Origin of the sequence: Streptomyces sp. H39-S7 (assembly GCF_027158205.1) — a bacterium.
GTDB lineage: Bacteria > Actinomycetota > Actinomycetes > Streptomycetales > Streptomycetaceae > Actinacidiphila.
The window spans coordinates 75,190-92,325 of sequence record NZ_JAPVLU010000014.1 but is presented as its reverse complement, the minus strand read 5'-3'; the positions used below and the strand labels follow the sequence as shown (position 1 = coordinate 92,325).

Sequence of the window (17,136 nt, the reverse complement as noted above, 5' to 3'; positions counted from 1 at the left end):
CCTCGCTAGAAAATTAGCCCAGTCTCGCGATATGGGTCCGCGGTGGAAGACGCTGCAACAGCATTGCGCACTTGACGCTTTGCCGCTGAGCTTCGCAAATTTCTCTCTGCGCAGGCGGCCTTGGGTGGCCTAAGAGCTTGTGACAGGATCTTGGTGAGGTTGCTGGTCGGGTGTGACGGTGGGTTGATTCGGCCGTTCGTGATCGAGCCGATCCTCTGGCGCCGTGGGATCCATGCGCTGGTGCCAGCTGTAGGCGTTCACATTCCGCCAGGCCCTACCAATGACGGTTCAGCGTCAGCGCTGTGTCCGGGCGTGGGCCTGGATGAGGCCGTATTTGCCGCTAGTGCGCCATGGCTCGCCCGTGGTGTCCTGCCCGGTGACCACCGGTCCTTCAAGGCCAACGACGACGTCCGACTTCAGCGTACGCAGGGCCGCCACCGAGGACGGAAAGTATTCGACCCTCTCAGCGAACGGCACCGTGGCGTCCCAGAGCTGGTCCCCCACGAGGCGCCGGTAGTTCAGGTCGCCCTTGAGGATCGTCATCGTGGCGGCGGAGAGCTCGGCCCTGAGGTCGGCGGGCAGGTCGTGGAACGGCAGCGGCGCGCAGAAGAACTGGTGCGTGCGGATGATGAAGGTGCCGTTGTTCAGCCCCTGCCAGAGTCGCCGGCCGATCAGTTCCGCCTCCTGCCCTGGTCCGGCGCAAAGGCGCTCGATCGTCGCGAGGACGTCGGCGGTGGTCGCATCCGACACGTAGTAGGGGGCAGGCTTGACGTACAGGACGACCTCGGCAGCCAACCCGCTCGTGAACAAGTGATCGATCAGGACGAGGTCGGACAGCAGCTCCCGCCCAGCATTGTCCGCGATGACGCAGATCATCGGGTTGCTCGCCGCAGCGAGCGTTGACCACAGGAGTGGGCTGTCGTCCGCAATCAGGGTGGAGGACTGGGTGTCCCCGGCCAAGGCCGTGATCTTAAAACTGAGGTCCGCCCGGTTTCCCCAGAGCGCTGACGAGAGCAGCAACTCGGATCGCTCCTCGGCAGACAGGGACGGCAGTTCGCGGAGAGCCGCCAACTCGTCGTCGACAGCCACGCCGGCCAGTTCAGCGTTCTTGAACGGCGCGAACGGATCAATGCCCTGCCAAGCCCCGGGCCGGAAGTAGCCGGTGGCCTCAAGCAGCCTGCGGTAGAAGTAGCTCTCGGCCCACAGGAACGGTGCATCGGACCACGGCCGCCCGAACAAGCTCCCGCCCCACTCCAGCCATTGGTGGTGATCGTGGGCGCTCTTGTCGAGCGGCTGCAACACGCCGTTGGTGCTCTCGGAGAGAAGTTCCTCGACCGCTGCCCGCTGCGTCGGCCCGTACGGCAGGGCGTCGAGCACCTGCTGGACGAGCTTCGGGTGCCGCTCATGGAAGACGCCCCAGGCGAAAGAACCGGGGATATCACTCAGGATCGTGGGTGCGGTGGGCACGGTTCAGGCTCGTCCTTCTCCTCGTCGGCCGTCACCGGACCCTTGAGCGGGCCGGCAACAGCCTGGTCAACGGCGGTGCTCCCGTGGCTCAGCCGCAGCGACGCCGGACCGGCTGCGCTTCCGACGAGCAGGCGACCCGTACCAGGATCGGCGGCGGCGCACTTCCGCGTTGCGTCGACACGGACCTCGGCGAGCTGGCACTGTCGGCTGAGCTATCAAGCCCTGATCGTTCCGTCGGCTGCCGCCGACACTAGATGATCAGGATCATCGGAGAACGACACAAGAGGACCCGTCCGGCGCGCCAACCGCCGGGGGTCACACACGGCCAGTGCTGCTCGGGAGAACCTCAGCCCAATTCGCGTCCTGTATCTGGCCGCGTGACCGGGCGGAGCAGGTCGAGGACGCAGGTCCAGTTGTAGTTCTCCCGGCCTCCGCCCGCCTTGGGCTTGTGCGGCACGTAGTCGCCGATCAGGACGCCCATCGAGCGAAGCCGTGCCAGGCTCTCGTCATACGCCGGGTGGGCGGCCTGGGCGGTGTTGAGGTACGGCTGTACAGCGGTGGGAATCCCGAGCCCGCGCGCCTCGCAGAGGATGTCGAGCGCGAGGGTGTCCGAGATCCCGGCGGCCCACTTGTTGATGGTGTTGAACGTCGCTGGCGCGACCGCGATGGCATCCGCCGGTGGCAGCGGCTGGGGAACGCTGGGCGTGCGCCAACCCGACCGGATGGGATACCGGTCTGTGCCTCGACGGCTTCCTGATCGATGAAACCGAGCGCGCTGGGGGTGGCCACGACGCCGACCTTCCAGCCTTCGTCGTGAGCGGCGGTGATGAGCGTGCCCACGTCGTCCGCGACGCCTGAGGCGCAGACGACGACGTAGAGAAACGGCTCGCTCGGATCAGTCAAACCTGGACTCCCAGCTCCTGGCAGAAACGGCAAAGCTGGGGGACAACGCCGCTCCGGTCGTGGCCCACCATGTCACCGCCGGCCCAGCACGACAGGCCGCCGGCGGATGACCTTCGACGCACAGTCCTTCTTCGCGATTCTTTTCGACCCGGTATGAACCCATGGATCGACTAAATATCCACAATGCGTGGATATCCGGGCGTGCAGTCTCAGGCCGCGACATCCAGAGCTTCGAGGCGATCACGGAACTCGCAGACAGCTGGGACGGCTTGGTGCGGGCCGAGTTCGTTCGAGAACTCTCGCAACCGGACCAGAGCGCGCATCGAGCTGACCTGGTTCTCCAGAAGTTCGGCGCCTGCGTTCGCGGCGTCGAGCGCTCCGTCGAGGTCGTTGCCGGCCAGTCGCGCCTCGGCCAAACGACTGGCTCGTACTGCCTTGTCTCGGGGAACCGCCTTCTTGACCGAGAGCTCCAAGGCGCTGGTGGCGCGCTCAACTTGCCCTGCGCGCAGCAGTACCTTGCCCTCGGTGGATTTCAGCTGCGCCTCCCCGTACCAGTCGAGCCAGTCCGGGGTCTCCTCGTCCGTACGGCGATCCCACAAACTCATCGCCCGGTTCAACGCGGTGCCGGCCTCCTGGTGCGCGCCGTCCCGTGAAAGTGCCTCTGCCCTGTGCAGGTAGAGGTAGGACTGCGTGTAAGGCGTCAGCGTTCGAGGGGCGTTGTCGATGGCAGTGGAGATGAGTTCCACACGTTCCGCGGTTCGTCCGGCTTCGGAGACATGGATGCCCATCTCCGCCAGCACGAAGGCTCCGAAGGCATCGTCTCCTGCCGTTCGGGCGCTGCGGAGCGCTCCGACGTAGTACTGCTGTCCGGCAGATCGCAGGCCCGCGTCGTACGCCATCCAACCGGTCAGGTACGACACTCGTGCGGCCAGCCCGTACAGACGCCTGCCGACCTGCTCGGTGTATCGGCCGGTGCTCAGGAGTCCCGAAATGAGGGCAAGATCGCCTCGCGCCTGCTCCAGAAGCCGGGCCCCGCCGAGCTGGTCATCGAGCGTGCGCAGCGTGCTGACGCGCTGCTCAATTGTCTTAACCATTCGGTCGGTTACGCGATCTCCGTCGAGTGCTGAGGCGAACGCGGATGGCGCCTCGGCCCAACTCGCAGCCAAGCCCGCGAGGGCCACGCCTGTGATGGTGAGAAATCCTCGACGATCCATGCGACCACTCCCGACCAGATCAGCCAATGCCTCTACGGTACCGGCCTCGGTCCAGGGAGCTGTCAGTCCAATGACTTCCCATACGGGGAGCCAACGGGGCCATCCTTCCGAACGGGCTTGCGCGTACGGGACTCGCAGCAGGTCAGCGAGGACGAGCTGGGCGTCACCGTCCGGTTCCTGCCCCTGTTCCCACTTCCACACGGTTGTGCGATTGGTGGCCAGGGGGATGCCGAGGAGCTTGCCGTGGGCTTGCATGAGCCGGGCGAACTCGGCCTTCCCCCATCCGCGGATTTGTCGGACGAAGGCCAGCGGATGCACTGCTAACGGATCACCAAGCACGTCGCCACCCCGTCTTCTCGCGCTGTAGTTCGGAGGCTACTCGCTGTGTGCGAGAGGGGGGAGAGCGCCTACCAGGAGAAACCCCCCAGAAACGTTCCGTGCTTACGCCTGTTGGCCTTTGACTGAGGATCACGCCGTCCAGGGGCTCAGGATTTGGCACCACCAAAGCGTGCGCCCCGGATGGCCGTCCAGATCGGCGGCTCCGACCCTGCGTCCCCCGTCAGGGTCGGTGTCGCTCTACCTTCCCGGAGGCGTCTGCCATGCCTACCCTCGTCACTCGCATCGTCCTCGCGGGCACCGAAGGAGCGGTCTCACCTGCTCGGCGTGCGGTCGTGGAGCAGGTTCGCGTCTGGGGCGTACCTCTGGATGAGCAAACGGCGGACGCCATCGGCATGGTGGCCTCCGAGCTCATCACCAACGCGGTTCTCCACGGGGGAGGACGGATCACGATTGGCCTCTATCACCAGCCTGGACGCTTGATCATCGACGTTCTCGACGAGAGCCCGGCGGCCCCGCTGCTGAAAGTCGCAGAGGATGAGGACGAGAGCGGTCGCGGCATGGCGCTGGTCGCCTCGCTCGCGACACGATCCGGCTGGGAGCCTGCCGAACGCGGAAAGCACGTCTGGGCGGAGATCACCCTCCCCAAACCGGCGCCGGCCATCCGCGCGGCAGTACTGCGCCGGTTCTTCAGCGCCCAGCAAAATGCCCTTGCCAGACCCACGCCCCATCCTTTCGCCTTGGCGGTTGCCTGATGCGGCCACAGGGTCTGCGCGCCTCCCCCTGCCCGACCCCGACGTCGTGTACCGGCCGTCTCGCCGTGACATCGATCCGGCATCGGGTGATCCAAGGGCTTACACCCTCTGGGACCGCCACGAATGGCGAACACGAGGCGAATGCTGGTTGTGGTGCGGGCGTGAGGACGTCGATGTGACGTGGATCGGACCCGTCCAGTCCAGCGGTATGCACGCCGCCCTCTTCTCCTGCTGGGCCTGCCTCTATGAGCTGGACCAGCGCGTACTGCTCGTCAACATGCGCAAGGACCAGGGCGCTAGGACCGCCAGAGCCACATAGAGCAGCTCCATTCGCGAGCACCTCTCCAGGGCTGCGACAGCCACCCGATCTCCGTCCCACGGCTGCACGACTCGCCATGGCCGAGGGGCGGTCCCCGGCGTGAAACGCGCCGGATTTGCACCACCTCATAGGGCGGAGACGCCCCCGGGCAGATCCGCACATTTCGCCATGGCCTTTCACCACCGAGGGGCCCGATGGAAGGAGAACCGAATGAAGAGCGAAGAAGGTGCTGGCACCGACGTCGGCCTGCTGATCGCGGTCGATCAGCTGGCGATGGCTCACGACCGGAGCGAGGCAGAGCGCTCCGATGTCACCAGCTCGCAGAACAGCGCTGGCGATGACGGGGACAACCGCGACCTGAACCTTCCCAAGGAGTAGGAGAAACCCATGGAGCACCGGCTCGTCACAGGAATCGAGAAGGCGCTCGGCTGGGACGGGCCGGGGCCCGTGGGGACCGCGTTCGTTCGCGGGCAGCTCACGGACCTGGACCTGCTCACCCGGCTGATGACGCCCTACCGGCTGCTGGAGACCATCCAGCGCCGTCACCTGACCAACCCCCAGCTGCGTTGCTACGCCAAGGGTGACGAAGTCCACCCCTCCACCTTTCTGTCCACCGCCGTCAATCGGCGCAGGCAGGCAGTGAACCAGGCAGACATGGCGGCCCTCGGACGCATTCTCAATGGCGGCGGCACCGTAGTCCTCGACCACGTCGACTTCTTCGATCCCACGTTGGAAATCGCCTGCAGAGCTCTGGGTTGGTGGTCGGGCGAACTGGCATCCGCCAACGCCTACCTGGCCGTGGGTGAGACCGACGGCTTCCACCTGCACTGGGATGACCACGACGTGATCGCCGTCCAGCTGTCCGGGGAGAAGTCCTGGGAAGTCCGCGGGCCGTCGCGACCCGTGCCCATGTACCGAGACGCCGAGCGCAACCTCACCCAACCCGACGAGGTTCTGTGGGCGGGCACCATGACCGCCGGCGATGTCATGCACATACCCCGGGGCTACTGGCACACCGCGACTCGGCTCGGCACCGGAAGCCAAGGCCACTCTTTGCACGTCACCTTCGGCCTCACCAAGCGCACAGGCGTCACCTGGTCCAACTTCCTGTCCGACGCAGCACGCGCGGACGAGCTGTTCAGGACCGACCTGGAGAGCAGTGAGGGAGCAGCCCAGCACGAGCTGCTCACCGCGAAGCTGGCAACACTCGCTCGCGATTACGAGCCGCAGCGCTACGTGAAGGAGCTGAGGGCGAACACGCAGCCCGCCAGGCACATGCCCCACATTGCGGCCTTCGGCCCCCTAGAGCAGGTGGTGGCCGTCACCGAATTCGAACCGGTGATCACACATGCGGACGACGTCATTCAGGTGATCGGTGGAGGTAAACAGCTCACCTTCCACAGGCGGGCCGAGCCTGCTCTGCGCGCTTTGCTGTCCGGTCATCCCGTCGGGCTGACGGGGGATGCCACGGACCTCACTACGGTGGCCGAGGTTCTGATCAAGGAGGGGCTGTGCGCACCACTGACCGCCGAATCGCTCTCGGGCTATACCGGACTCGTCACACCCGTGAACTTCTCGAAGGAGCGCTCGGCCTGGGCGTGGCGGACCTGGACACCGCCTTCAACTACCAGCGTTTCGGGTCGCACGAAACGCTGGCCGCCATCGCGGCGGACCTGCTCCCAGCCTTCTCGATCTCCACGAAGATCGGTTACTTCCCCGAGGGCCATAACCTCAGTACCGGAAGCCTCCGGGCAGCGGCCGAACAGTCGGCGATTGCTCTTGGGAGGACCCCGGACACGATCCTGCTGCACAACCCCGAGTGCTCGGCCGCCAACTTCGAAGCTGCCTGCGAGGCGCTCGCTCAGGTGCGGGAGGAGGGCCTGTGCGGGGCATGGGGCATCTCGACGTGGTCCCCGGTCCCGCTGCTCGAATCCGCGTGGGAAGTACCCAGTCCTGACGTGATCATGGTTCGAGCCGGCCTGAGCGTGCCTTCCCTCGTGCTCGACGCCGGTGAGCAACTGACCGAACGGCTGGGCGCGCGCCAGATCTGGGGCATGTCACCGTTCGCTGGCAACGCGGCCGGTCCGATCTGGACACAGGTCGACACCTGCCAGTTCCTGTCCCCTGGCCAGCAGGGCTCGGCCCTCGAGAGCGGAATTGCGACAGCGTTCGCGATACCGGGAGTGACCCGGCTAGCCGTCGGAACCTCGCGGCTCGACCACCTGGCCGACTTGGCCGAGGCCGTTTCCTTTGAGGTCAACGCCGAGACGGTGAATCAGTACCGGACGCTACTGCGCCGCAGGGCTACGGTGAACGGATGAGTCACAGCCGGAAAGGACCGACGGTGCAGCTCAACCTGGATGATCTCTCCAACGTGCCGCTCGACGATGTCCTGGAGACCGTTGAGCGGCGGCTGGGACGCCAGCTCAAGCGCCAGGACGGCCACTACAGCCAGTGGAACGGCACTGCCGGATTTCCTACCGACGCCGATACCTGGATCCGCCTCGCCTGGCGGCGCACCGAGCAGCTCAACACCCAAACCTGGAACGGCTACGAGGCAGCTGCAGCCATCCAAGGAGTGCCACGACCGCAATGGTTCGCGGCGGCCATCTGGTCAGATCCAACACGGGACGTCGTGTGGCGCGGTGACGAAATGACCCTGGCGGGCGACCCGGCTCTCTCCCAGACCGGGGACATCACCACAGATCCGCACCTGCCAGATCAGTGGTGGACTGACCTTCAATCGTCGCTCTCCAACCTGGCCGCCCACCCAACAGACCGAGTGGCCATGGGCCAAGCACACCTCACCGCCCGGATCCACGAGATCTACGGTGATCAGATCGACACCACCATCACCGACTGGGCCTGCGCCCACGGCGACCTCGGCTATGCCAACCTCTGCGGCCCACAATTGACGATCATCGACTGGGAGAGCTGGGGCATGGGCCCAACGGGCTGGGACGCCGCCTGCCTGTGGTCCGCCTCCTTGGCTGTCCCCACGCTCGCAGATCGAGTCCTCACCCTCTTCGACGACGCGCTGTCCACGCGCTCCGGCCGCCTGTCCCGCCTACTGCTCTGCGCCAACACCGAAAGGGCCTTCCGGCGAACGGGTAAGCCGGCCCCTCAGACGGAAGCAATGGCTTCCGTGGCGCAGTCACTTCTCGGCGAACTCCCCTGAACGACGGGCCCATCGGATCCGTGACCTAGTTCCTCCGAACGGGGGCGCCGAAAGGTTCTGGCCAGTCGGCCGTCAACCTCGGTCCAGCACGCAAGTTCACAAGCGGACCGGATCCTCTGCGGACAGCCCTTAGGAGGCGTACGAAATCCTGGCCAAGTTCGACAGCCAGCTACCGCAGTTCGTCGCAACGACCGGCGCTCTCCATCGGATCCCAGCGCCCCTGTTTGGGCGAATCGGGGTTGAAGTAGTTCATCCTCGCAACCTCACAGAGCTGGCCACCCTCGGATCTTCACTCGCGCCCGGTGGCCTGGCCCCACCGCCACGTTGCAAAGCTCTCTGGATCTGGGTCGCGGATCTCAAGGGAGCCATAGCGTGGGGCCAAGCCTGTCCAACTGAGCGCGTCGAACGTCGTAGTCCGGCATGGCACGAGCAACGGCAGCCCAGAACTCCCTCGAATGATCCTTCCGGTGCAGATGGGCGAGTTCGTGCACTAGGACGTAGTCAACCAAGCTTGGCGGCAGCTGCATCACAGCCCAGTGGATGTTCACTCCGCCATCGCGATTGCATGACCCCCACCGGTACCCGAGCCTCCGTACGGTGATTTCTTGCACCGGCGCACGCATCCGAAGTGCCCAAGATTCAGTTCGAGCCGGCAGCCAAGCCCGACCGCGGCCGCGATACCACGCGATAAGTGCGTCTTCCGCGCGGTCCAGATGATCTCGACGCATCAGGAATCGACCTCGAACCAGTCCGACCGGTGCCAGCACATCATCAACTAGCTTCAATCGGTAACTGCGCCCCAGATAGTTGAAGCCTTCGCCGGTAACGAACTCCTTAGTAGGCCGGATGGCCGCCTCGTCTGTCCGTTCTTCTAGCTTGTCGTAGATCCATCGTCGTCGGCCCTTAACAGCAGAGACCAACTGGGCAATGTCAATCCCGGCCGGAACAGTTGCGGTGATGCGCGCATCACGCTCTACTGTCAGCCGCACACCGCTGCGGTCTGGTACCACCACGATGTCAATCTCCAGACGACCGATTCGCAGCGGGCCAGCACGAACCGGGCCCAGTAGCTCCACCGCCGCCATGTCGCCCACCTCAATTGCTTCTCTGCAGCGCTTGGCGGTGGTGGCCAAGGATGTCGAGCAGGCTGTCGGCGAGATGATCAACCTGTGAGGGTTCTGCGACATCGAGATTAATCAGAAGGCGGAAGATGGCGGCACGTAGGTCTCCCTGAGCCACGGGATTGGACCAGAAGTTCTTCTTACGCACGTGCTTCACCGCCTCATCCTCGATCTTGTCCGCCACGCCGATGAGGCGATCATGCATCTGCTCCGTCAGGACGCCATCTGTGACTGCCTCCGACACCATTTCGCCATAGAGCGCCCGCTCCAGAGGCGATCTTGCTGCCAACCTCTGATCCCCATGGTCGCTGCTGCCCTCATGGACAGCGACGACCTTGATCACCAGGTCCTTGAAGAGCATCACCTGCTGCTCCCATTGGTCGGCATAATGCCGAAGGATCTCCTCCAACCGTTCCCGCAGCTTCGTGTACTCAGCGGGGTCCCCTCCGATATTCACCTCGATGTGGCGTCGGATGGCATGTTCCATCGTCGAAGCCTGCGCCTTCGCGCCAGGCAGTTCCTCGACCTTGTGGGGAAAATCCCCCGCAGTGAGCTGCCTAGGCGGTATCACCTGCTTCACGCCCAGAGCGGTGATGTGCTCATCGATGAGTTCGCGGACCTTCTCGCCGTAGAGGGAAGCGTCGAAGTCACCGCTGTCCTGGTAACGGGCCCGCGCCCAAGTGCTGATGAGTGAGTACAACCGGGCATCGGCGAGATAGCTCTTCGCCTCCCGCCGAGGCATAACTGTCTCGACACTGGTGAGGAACTTCCGTAGCGCGCTATCGAACTGGCTGCGTAGCTCATCGTCATCGAGGAGTTGGACGCACTCTTCGACCGTCTGTTCGGCACCAGTCGGGGTGACACCGCGCTCCGTGAACAGCATTCGTATACGGATGCGACGTGGCTCCAATCTCGCGATCTCGGCGCTGAAGTCGGTGGGGGCACCTTCAGCGTCCTCGGCGGCGTACGCGTCCATGGCTGCCTGGAGATGTTTAGAGATGCCCGCGTAGTCCACCAAGAATCCAGCGACCTTGCCGTCAGCAATTCGATTGACTCGGGCGATGGCCTGTAGAAGGTCCGCTTCTTTGATCTTCCGATCTAGGTACATGACCTGTTCGATTGGAGCGTCGAAGCCAGTCAGCAACATGGTGCGAACGATCAGGAACGCGACGGGCTTCTCCCCGTGGGCCAGTTTGTCGGGGAATGCCTTGAGGAACCGTTCTACAACGTCTTCGTGTCCCTTTTCGTCGGTCCACTGGGCCGTTTCCTCGTCGTCATTGTTGTCGCCGGAGATGACCGGAACGAAGTCGATGGCCTTGAGCAGTACCTTCTGCCGGTGCGCGGCAACAGCAATCGCCTGCTTGGAAGTCAGCCGTTCGGCAGGCTTTTCCAGAACCGCCGGTGACAACCTCTCGGCCTCCGCGACCAATTCGTCCCGAGCCTGAAGCAACGCGTCCCGGTACCGAACAGCGACCTTCCGGGAGTGCGCGACTACCTGCCCTTTGAAGCCGTTCGGCATCACGTTGGAGACGTAATGGGCCAGCATGTCTCGGGCCTTCTTCAGGATCAGACTGTCGGCGCTGAGAACGTCGCTGGTCGTGGCGTACCGCTGTTGGAGCTTGTCGTACTCCTCCTCGGTGAGTTCGGGGAAGTACGAAGCGAAGGCATCATCCAGGTCTTCGGCGTCCACGATAGCGGCCGTGGCGATCCGGCCCTCGTAGACGATCGGGACGATCGCCCCGTCTTCCTCAGCGTCGGCGAGCCGGTACTCATCGATGAACGTGCCGAAGATGTCCGTCGTGCGATCCTTCGCCCGCATGATGATCGGCGTTCCGGTAAAGCCAATCCGGGCAGCATTCGGAAGGGACGCCATCAAGTTTTGGTGCAGCTTGGAGCCGTGGGAGCGGTGGGCCTCGTCCACCAGGATCAACACTGACTCACTGCTGTTGAGTTGCCCCCAGCCGACAGCCCGATCATGGGTGAGGGCATCTACTGCGGCGGCCTGCTTCACCTTGGCTGCATCGATCTGCTTCTGTAGCATCACGAAGGCCAGGCCAGCACCCTTCTTGCGCAGCACGGCTGGCACACCAATCGACCGCTTGACCACATCGGACTTCTCGCTGGTGAGTTCCACCGTCTTCGACAACTGCGTCTGAAGCTGAGTTCGGTCCGTGACCAACACGATCTTGAATTGACTCAATCCTGCAGTCGATCTCATCTTGCGCACCAGGAACACCATGGTCAGGGACTTACCAGATCCCTGGGTATGCCAGACAATCCCGCCCCGCCGGTCGTCCTTGCCGTCCTGCAACCTGGTCTTGCCAGTTAGCAGGCGCTGTACGGCACGGTTCACAGCACGATACTGCTGGTAGCGAGGGGCAATCTTCACCCGACGGGAGCCACCCTCGTCGGTGGCCACATCCATGAAGACGACGAAGTTCTTAACGATGTCCAACAGTTGGCCAGGTCGCAGCACGCCCGCAGCGAGGATATCCTGCGCCCAGAGGGCGTCTTTGTTCTTACCGAGTTCAACGGCGAGATCGACCTTGGCCAGGGGATACGGGTCGCGCCACACGGTGTAGTGGTCAGCGTGCGAGGTGTACGTGCCTAGCATGGCCTTGTCGCCAGTGGTTGCAACAGTGAGCTGGACGGTCCGGAAGAGCGGTTCACTGCCTTCTCTATGCGTCTTTGCCCCGCGCTGATTGGAGTATCGGCGCAGCTGGTCGATTGCCTGGGAGATGGAGCCGCCGTGCATGGTGGGTTTCTTGCACTCGACAACTACCAGCGGGATGCCATTGACAAACAGGACCAGATCCGGAATGACGGATTTTTGACCAGATGTCCCTATTACGTCCATGCGGAACTGCGAGACTACGAGGAAGTCGTTGCGCTCTGGATGCGCCCAGTCGATGTACTGCACCCGCTGCTCGCGACCGCTGTCCCAGCCAGGCAGGCCGTCGACGCTGAAACCGGTCAAGAGAAGGTCAGTGGAGAGGGTATTGGCTTCCAGGAGTGTCGTTGAGGGCAGTCGCGTCAGCGCATTGACAGCCTGGGAGGCGCGCACTTTGTCCAGCCACTCAACACCGTGTGCGTCACGATTTAACTCCCGCAGCTTGCGCCGTAGGAGTCGCTCGAGAACCGGCTCGGCGAAGGAGTCACGGAGTGATCCTCCAGCGTCCTTCGGCTCCACCGCGACGGTTGTGCTTCCTCGCTCGTGGCGCCACCCCATCGAAACGAGCTGCGTGATGAGCGGTTCCTCGACGAGGACGTACTCGAACCCCGACTCCGACACGATGTTCTCCTTCTCCCCCTGCGAATCATCTGGCCATTCGAGGCTACAGTTCGTCGCTGACAGGCACCCGTACCCGACCGGTAAGGAGGTCATCCATGAGTGCCCGCTTAAGGTTCTGCAGTTTGAGGATCACCGCTTGCTCGGCAGCGGAGCGCCCTGTCGATGCCTCCATCAACCGGACAATCGCCTCTTGATGACTTCTTCTGTGGGGAACGGGCACAAGCAAATCACGCAGTTGATCCAGCGTAATCTCCGAAAATGTGGTTCCCTTGACGGCTGCCGCAAGCTGCGCTTGCGATTCCCTGCTACGCAAGGCCCACAAAAGATACCCCGGCGCCAGTTCCTCCGATGGTGCCACCCGCGCAGTGCCACGGGTGAGATTTACGCCTTCGAGTTCTGGAGGAACCGGAAGAACCTTCCCTACGGTTGCCCTGATCGTGACCACTAGATCGCCGGCAACAACTTGGGTGCGAGCGTAGGATTCTGAAATTTCAGGCGTCGTTCGCAGTAGCGAGCCAGAATCAATTTGATCGCCGGCCATGTCGCCAGTCCTGATGTATGGAACCCCATCTTCGATATGAGGGCCTGCCTGCACAATCCCATATCCGATTGGCACATTCGACCGTACACATGCGCGCAACGGAATTCTTCGATACGCTACCTGCGATAGTGCGGCGGTTACCAATTCGACCATTGCGGATTTTTGTTTCATCGCGACTTTTTGGACTTCGGAAATTCGATGATCGATCGCGTCGAAAATCTCCGCGATTCGGCGCTGCTCTTGCAGTGGAGGTAGGGCGAGCTGGATTTTTGAAAAGTCCCTGTACCGCACGGCGCCTCGACGATCAACCGACGCCTGATCATGGATGGCGTAAGCATTCATGGCTTCCGGGCTCTTGACGAAGCGGTATAGATAAGATTCGTCAATATCATCCAAGCAGGAAAAGACCGTGTAGATCGGGCTTACGCAGGCATTTTGGTGATCCTTCTGGAGGCCAATTGAGCCCTCGGTCAAATGGTTCGTGGCATAGGCAAACCAGCCCTTGCGCACAGTCTTATAGCTAGAAAGATCGTCGCTGTAAACTACGCGATTCTTGAAGTATTCGTTCGAAGGGATCAAGCCTCGATGCTTTGTCGATGACAAGACGGTGACATCCCGAACTGCGTTCCCTACGCGTTCGCTGCGCTCCGTCGTGACATCTCCCAATGAGACTAGGCGCCATCCTGTCGGCACAATGCGGTCACGCATAGCCCAGCTCCTCCAAGAATCCCGCCAGGCGCTCAGCCGCTGCGTCCCGCCTCTTCTCTAGATGGGCCAACGGTACGGCATACTTGCTACCCCAGTTGCGGTAGGCCACGACCAACTCCCGGCGGCCCGCTGCAACGAAGCGGTCCAACCTTGCCCGGAGGTCGGCGTCCAGGAAAGACAGGACTGTCTCCTCGGCCTCCTGTGCAGACAGCCCTGCTGCCGCTTTCTTCAATTCGTCGACGAAGGCGGCCCGCAGCTCCTTCACTCCCCCCTTGGCATTCTTCAGCTCTGCCCTCAGTTTGCGCAGTTCCGCCGCGCTAAGGACCTCTTCCGGGTCTTGTTCCTGCTCGTCACTTTCGTCGTCGCTAGCGGCCGCAGACTTCTTCGGTGTACCGGCCTTGATCTTGCTATCGAGCTTGGCGACCAGCGCCTCTGCGGCCTCCAACTGCTCCACGTATTCCGGGATCAGAGCTGGCACCAACCGGTGGCCCCTTGCCTTGCGCTGGCCGGCGCGGAGTCGTGCCAGTGTTTTGGCATCCGCATCCTCTGGTTCCTCGAAGGCTGACTCAATGTTGGCCACCCAGCGCTCGATGACCCCCTGGAACCCCTGTCCAGCCAGGCTCTTGAGGTCGTACTGGACCTCAAACCACCACGCGGCGATCACTCCAGAGAGCTGGAAGCGGTTGAGTACGCCCACTGGCAGCAGGTCTCTAGTGAAGGTCGTCAGTAGTTCGCCGCGTGTCATCATCAGCTCGCCGCTCTTGTCTGAGACGACTTCAAGTCCCTTTCCGGGGGCGCTCTCAGACACCTCCCCGAGGGCGACGAGGTGCTTCACATGCGTGGTCCACCATTGGTCGTATGTTTCTTCGAGGTTACGCTCACGTGGCGCGGTTAGCGCTGGAATTTCGGCGGCTGTCGCCTCGTATCCGGCCTCGCGAAATTTGCAATATTCGGCGTCCTGCTCTTCGAAGAGATTCTCCAAATTGATGCCGTACGCCTTGAACAGCCCGGTCTTGGCGGCGATCTCGGCCTTCGGTACGCCGCCGTGCAAGTGGGCCCGTACGTCCTGCGGCTCAGGCGGTGGAGTGTTGTCGATGTACCGGCGAATGTTGAGGTTGTAGTCGTTTTCCTTCAATTCCTTGAATGAGACGACTCGTGCGAAGCGGTCGATGTTATTCCGCTCCCGAAAGGCGGTGACGATCTTCTCGTCGTGCTGTGGATCTACGGTGTTCTGAGCACGCCCCGCCGCGAACTCGCGGTCTGCGTTGATGAAGAGCACGCCGTCCTGCTTGTCCTCCGGCAGGCCATCTGATCCGCGCAATACCAGGATGCAGGCGGGGATACCCGTGCCATAGAAGATGTTCGGGCCGACGCCGATCACCGCTTCCAAGCGGTGATTCTCGATCATCTGCTTCCGGATCTTAGATTCTTCGCCGCTTCGGAATAGCACGCCGTGCGGCATGACGGAGGCCGCGACGCCGTCCGGCTCCAGCACCGTCAGCACGTGCTGGATGAACATCAGGTCAGCTTTCTTGCCTGACTCTGGAGCCCATCCATATGCCATACGTTCGGGGTGCGGCATGCCCTTGCGTTTGTAGTTCTGTGCGAAGGGCGGGTTGGTGAGGACACGGTCGAATCGAAGGAGTTCGCCCTGCGCATCCTCGTGCTTGGGGTCAGCTAGGGTGTCGCCGTGTGCGATTCCCTCGCCCGTGATCCCGTGAAGCAGCATGTTCATCCGGGCCATCGCCCAGGCGCTTCCGTTCTCTTCCTGTCCGTACGCAGCAAGCGTTGAAGCGTCTTGTCCGTGCTCCTCGACGTACTCCTTGGCGAGAATCAGCATGCCGCCGGAACCGCAGCAGGGGTCGTAGACCGATTGGCGCTCCTGTGGCTCCACGAGGCGGACCATCATGCGGATTACGGAGCGCGGCGTGTAGAACTGGCCGCCTTTCTTTCCGCCCTCATCGGCGAACTCGCCGATGAGATATTCGTAAGCATGGCCGAGCAGATCGGGAAATTCGAAGTCCTCATTGCGCAACTGATAGCGGCCGAAGTGGTCGATCAGATCCCGAACTGCAGTGGCACTGAGCGGAGAGTTGCCAACCTTTCGAGTGAAATCGATGTGATCCAGCACCCCGCCGAGGGCAAGCGAGTTGCGCTCTTCCAATTCGCCGAGCGCCTTGTTGAGTAGGTCGCCGGGATTTGCTTCGCGGGCATGGTCGGCGATGTAGGACCAGCGGGCGCGCTCAGGTACGAAGAACTGGTTGCTTGGGTAGTACCCCTTCGCCTCAGCTACGGCCAGCGCCCGGCTCTGAGAGTCGCCGGCGCGCAGCCGCTGCTCGATGACCTGGGAGCGTACGACCTCGAACTGGTCGGAGGCGCGCTTCAGGAACAACATCCCAAAGATGTACTCCTGGTACTGCGCCGCATCCATCTTGCCCCGCAGGATGTCTGCCGCCGCAAACAGGTGTCGCTCCAACTGGGGCAGGGTCAACCGTGCCACGTGCGCCTCCTTCTCATCGTTCGAGTCGCGCAGGTCAACGGCCGCCACCTGCTGACCCCGTGCGCACTCTGGTTGTCACAACCGTCTCACTGCATCGCACTCACGACACCGGAACTCATCATCCCGCAGGAACCCCACTTGATCCGCCACCGGCTCGGCTTGCGAGGACGCGTTGGCGTGTTTCGATGGGCTACTTGATCGTCGACCGCAGAACTGCCCGTACAAGGGCGCAAGTAGCACCAATCGTGGGAGGAGAGCCGGGAGGAACCTGAGGGATGGTCGTGTCGAGAAGAGCCCTGGACCGCGCCAGACAACTCAGGTCCGGGCTCTGACCTGGTGATATCAATCGCCTTAGTCGGAGATCTCGGCGTATGTCGTTTGGGGAGGAAGGTGGTCGGTCAAGAAAGCGCGTTGGCTCTGGGCTTCGAGGTGATCTTGTAGCCGATCGGCTTCGATATCCGTGGGGTTGAGGCGGTGATCCAAGTCGGCACGAGGCGGCGATCTTGGGCAGTGGTGTACCGGCTTCCAAGGGATGAGCCAGGCAGCACGCTGGCAAGCGAGGACGAACCCGGCGTGGCGCCGGGTGTAAGACAGGTGCGCGCGGGTGGAATTCTGCTGGGGCGCCCGGGCACCGTCCCGAGTGGTGACGCCCTGGGCTGATGCCACCTGGCGACGCGCTGGCCCCGGAGAAGGGAAATTGCGTGAGCGATGCGTGAGCGGACGGGTTGGCAAGACCCATCCCGTCACGGACAGTGAAACATGCCGCGCGGCGCTGACCAGCAGGAACAGCGCCGCGCGGCAC

General features: G+C 63.0%; 11 protein-coding genes and 3 pseudogenes. 7 read left to right on the top strand and 7 right to left on the bottom strand.

Annotated features, from left to right (window positions below; genetic code table 11):
• Positions 1–294 precede the first annotated feature (294 nt).
• From O3X23_RS15685 to O3X23_RS15675, 3 genes and pseudogenes are all read right to left on the bottom strand, one after another.
• A complete protein-coding gene (locus tag O3X23_RS15685; RefSeq protein WP_269271985.1) occupies positions 295–1,467 on the bottom strand; it encodes a damage-control phosphatase ARMT1 family protein in 1,173 nt (390 codons plus the stop codon).
• 346 nt (positions 1,468–1,813) lie between these two features.
• Positions 1,814–2,370: pseudogene (locus O3X23_RS15680) on the bottom strand (flavoprotein).
• 209 nt (positions 2,371–2,579) lie between these two features.
• Entirely contained in the window at positions 2,580–3,923 is a 1,344-nt protein-coding gene (locus O3X23_RS15675) for a transcriptional regulator (RefSeq protein ID WP_269271984.1), read from the bottom strand.
• Positions 3,924–4,183: 260 nt separating this feature from the next.
• Between O3X23_RS15675 and O3X23_RS15670 the strand changes: the two genes are divergently transcribed.
• The 7 genes and pseudogenes from O3X23_RS15670 to O3X23_RS15640 all read left to right on the top strand — a co-directional run bounded on the left by O3X23_RS15670 (position 4,184) and on the right by O3X23_RS15640 (position 8,172).
• Positions 4,184–4,675: an ATP-binding protein gene (locus O3X23_RS15670; protein WP_269271983.1), complete on the top strand. Its 492-nt coding sequence runs from the start codon at positions 4,184–4,186 to the stop codon at positions 4,673–4,675.
• 175 nt (positions 4,676–4,850) lie between these two features.
• Positions 4,851–4,994, top strand: a complete 144-nt coding sequence (locus tag O3X23_RS15665; protein WP_269271982.1) for a hypothetical protein — start codon at positions 4,851–4,853, stop codon at positions 4,992–4,994.
• Positions 4,995–5,204: 210 nt separating this feature from the next.
• A complete protein-coding gene (locus tag O3X23_RS15660) occupies positions 5,205–5,372 on the top strand; it encodes a hypothetical protein (RefSeq protein WP_203673051.1) in 168 nt (55 codons plus the stop codon).
• 9 nt (positions 5,373–5,381) lie between these two features.
• Positions 5,382–6,569, top strand: a pseudogene (locus tag O3X23_RS15655) (JmjC domain-containing protein); the annotation flags it as partial.
• Positions 6,506–6,907: pseudogene (locus O3X23_RS15650) on the top strand (aldo/keto reductase); the annotation flags it as partial. The pseudogenes O3X23_RS15655 and O3X23_RS15650, both read left to right, overlap by 64 nt.
• A 45-nt stretch (positions 6,908–6,952) precedes the next feature.
• On the top strand, positions 6,953–7,315 hold the full coding sequence (locus O3X23_RS15645) for a hypothetical protein (RefSeq protein WP_269272086.1): 363 nt from the start codon (positions 6,953–6,955) through the stop codon (positions 7,313–7,315).
• Between the two features lie 23 nt (positions 7,316–7,338).
• Positions 7,339–8,172, top strand: a complete 834-nt coding sequence (locus tag O3X23_RS15640) for an aminoglycoside phosphotransferase (protein ID WP_269271981.1) — start codon at positions 7,339–7,341, stop codon at positions 8,170–8,172.
• A 356-nt stretch (positions 8,173–8,528) separates the two neighbouring features.
• On the opposite strand, the gene O3X23_RS15635 is transcribed toward O3X23_RS15640, so the two are convergent.
• The 4 genes from O3X23_RS15635 to O3X23_RS15620 are packed head-to-tail and all read right to left on the bottom strand — an operon-like array spanning position 8,529 to position 16,334.
• Positions 8,529–9,257 carry a M48 family metallopeptidase gene (locus O3X23_RS15635; protein WP_269271980.1) on the bottom strand — a complete coding sequence of 243 codons (729 nt, stop codon included), beginning with the start codon at positions 9,255–9,257 and terminating at the stop codon, positions 8,529–8,531.
• A 10-nt stretch (positions 9,258–9,267) separates the two neighbouring features.
• Positions 9,268–12,585, bottom strand: a complete 3,318-nt coding sequence (locus O3X23_RS15630) for a type I restriction endonuclease subunit R (protein WP_269271979.1) — start codon at positions 12,583–12,585, stop codon at positions 9,268–9,270.
• 43 nt (positions 12,586–12,628) lie between these two features.
• Positions 12,629–13,834 carry a restriction endonuclease subunit S gene (locus tag O3X23_RS15625; protein WP_269271978.1) on the bottom strand — a complete coding sequence of 402 codons (1,206 nt, stop codon included), beginning with the start codon at positions 13,832–13,834 and terminating at the stop codon, positions 12,629–12,631.
• Complete coding sequence (locus O3X23_RS15620; RefSeq protein ID WP_269271977.1) at positions 13,827–16,334, bottom strand: type I restriction-modification system subunit M; 2,508 nt, start codon at positions 16,332–16,334, stop codon at positions 13,827–13,829. Before O3X23_RS15620 ends, O3X23_RS15625 begins: the two co-directional genes overlap by 8 nt.
• Positions 16,335–17,136: the final 802 nt, after the last annotated feature.

What these genes read in the sequence shown, in the direction of transcription:
- O3X23_RS15670 (WP_269271983.1), top strand. Translation starts at nt 4,184, where the DNA reads ATGCCTACCCTCGTCACTCGCATCGTCCTCGCGGGCACCGAAGGAGCG.
- O3X23_RS15660 (WP_203673051.1), top strand. Translation starts at nt 5,205, where the DNA reads ATGAAGAGCGAAGAAGGTGCTGGCACCGACGTCGGCCTGCTGATCGCG.
- O3X23_RS15635 (WP_269271980.1), bottom strand. Translation starts at nt 9,257, where the DNA reads ATGGCGGCGGTGGAGCTACTGGGCCCGGTTCGTGCTGGCCCGCTGCGA.
- O3X23_RS15625 (WP_269271978.1), bottom strand. Translation starts at nt 13,834, where the DNA reads ATGCGTGACCGCATTGTGCCGACAGGATGGCGCCTAGTCTCATTGGGA.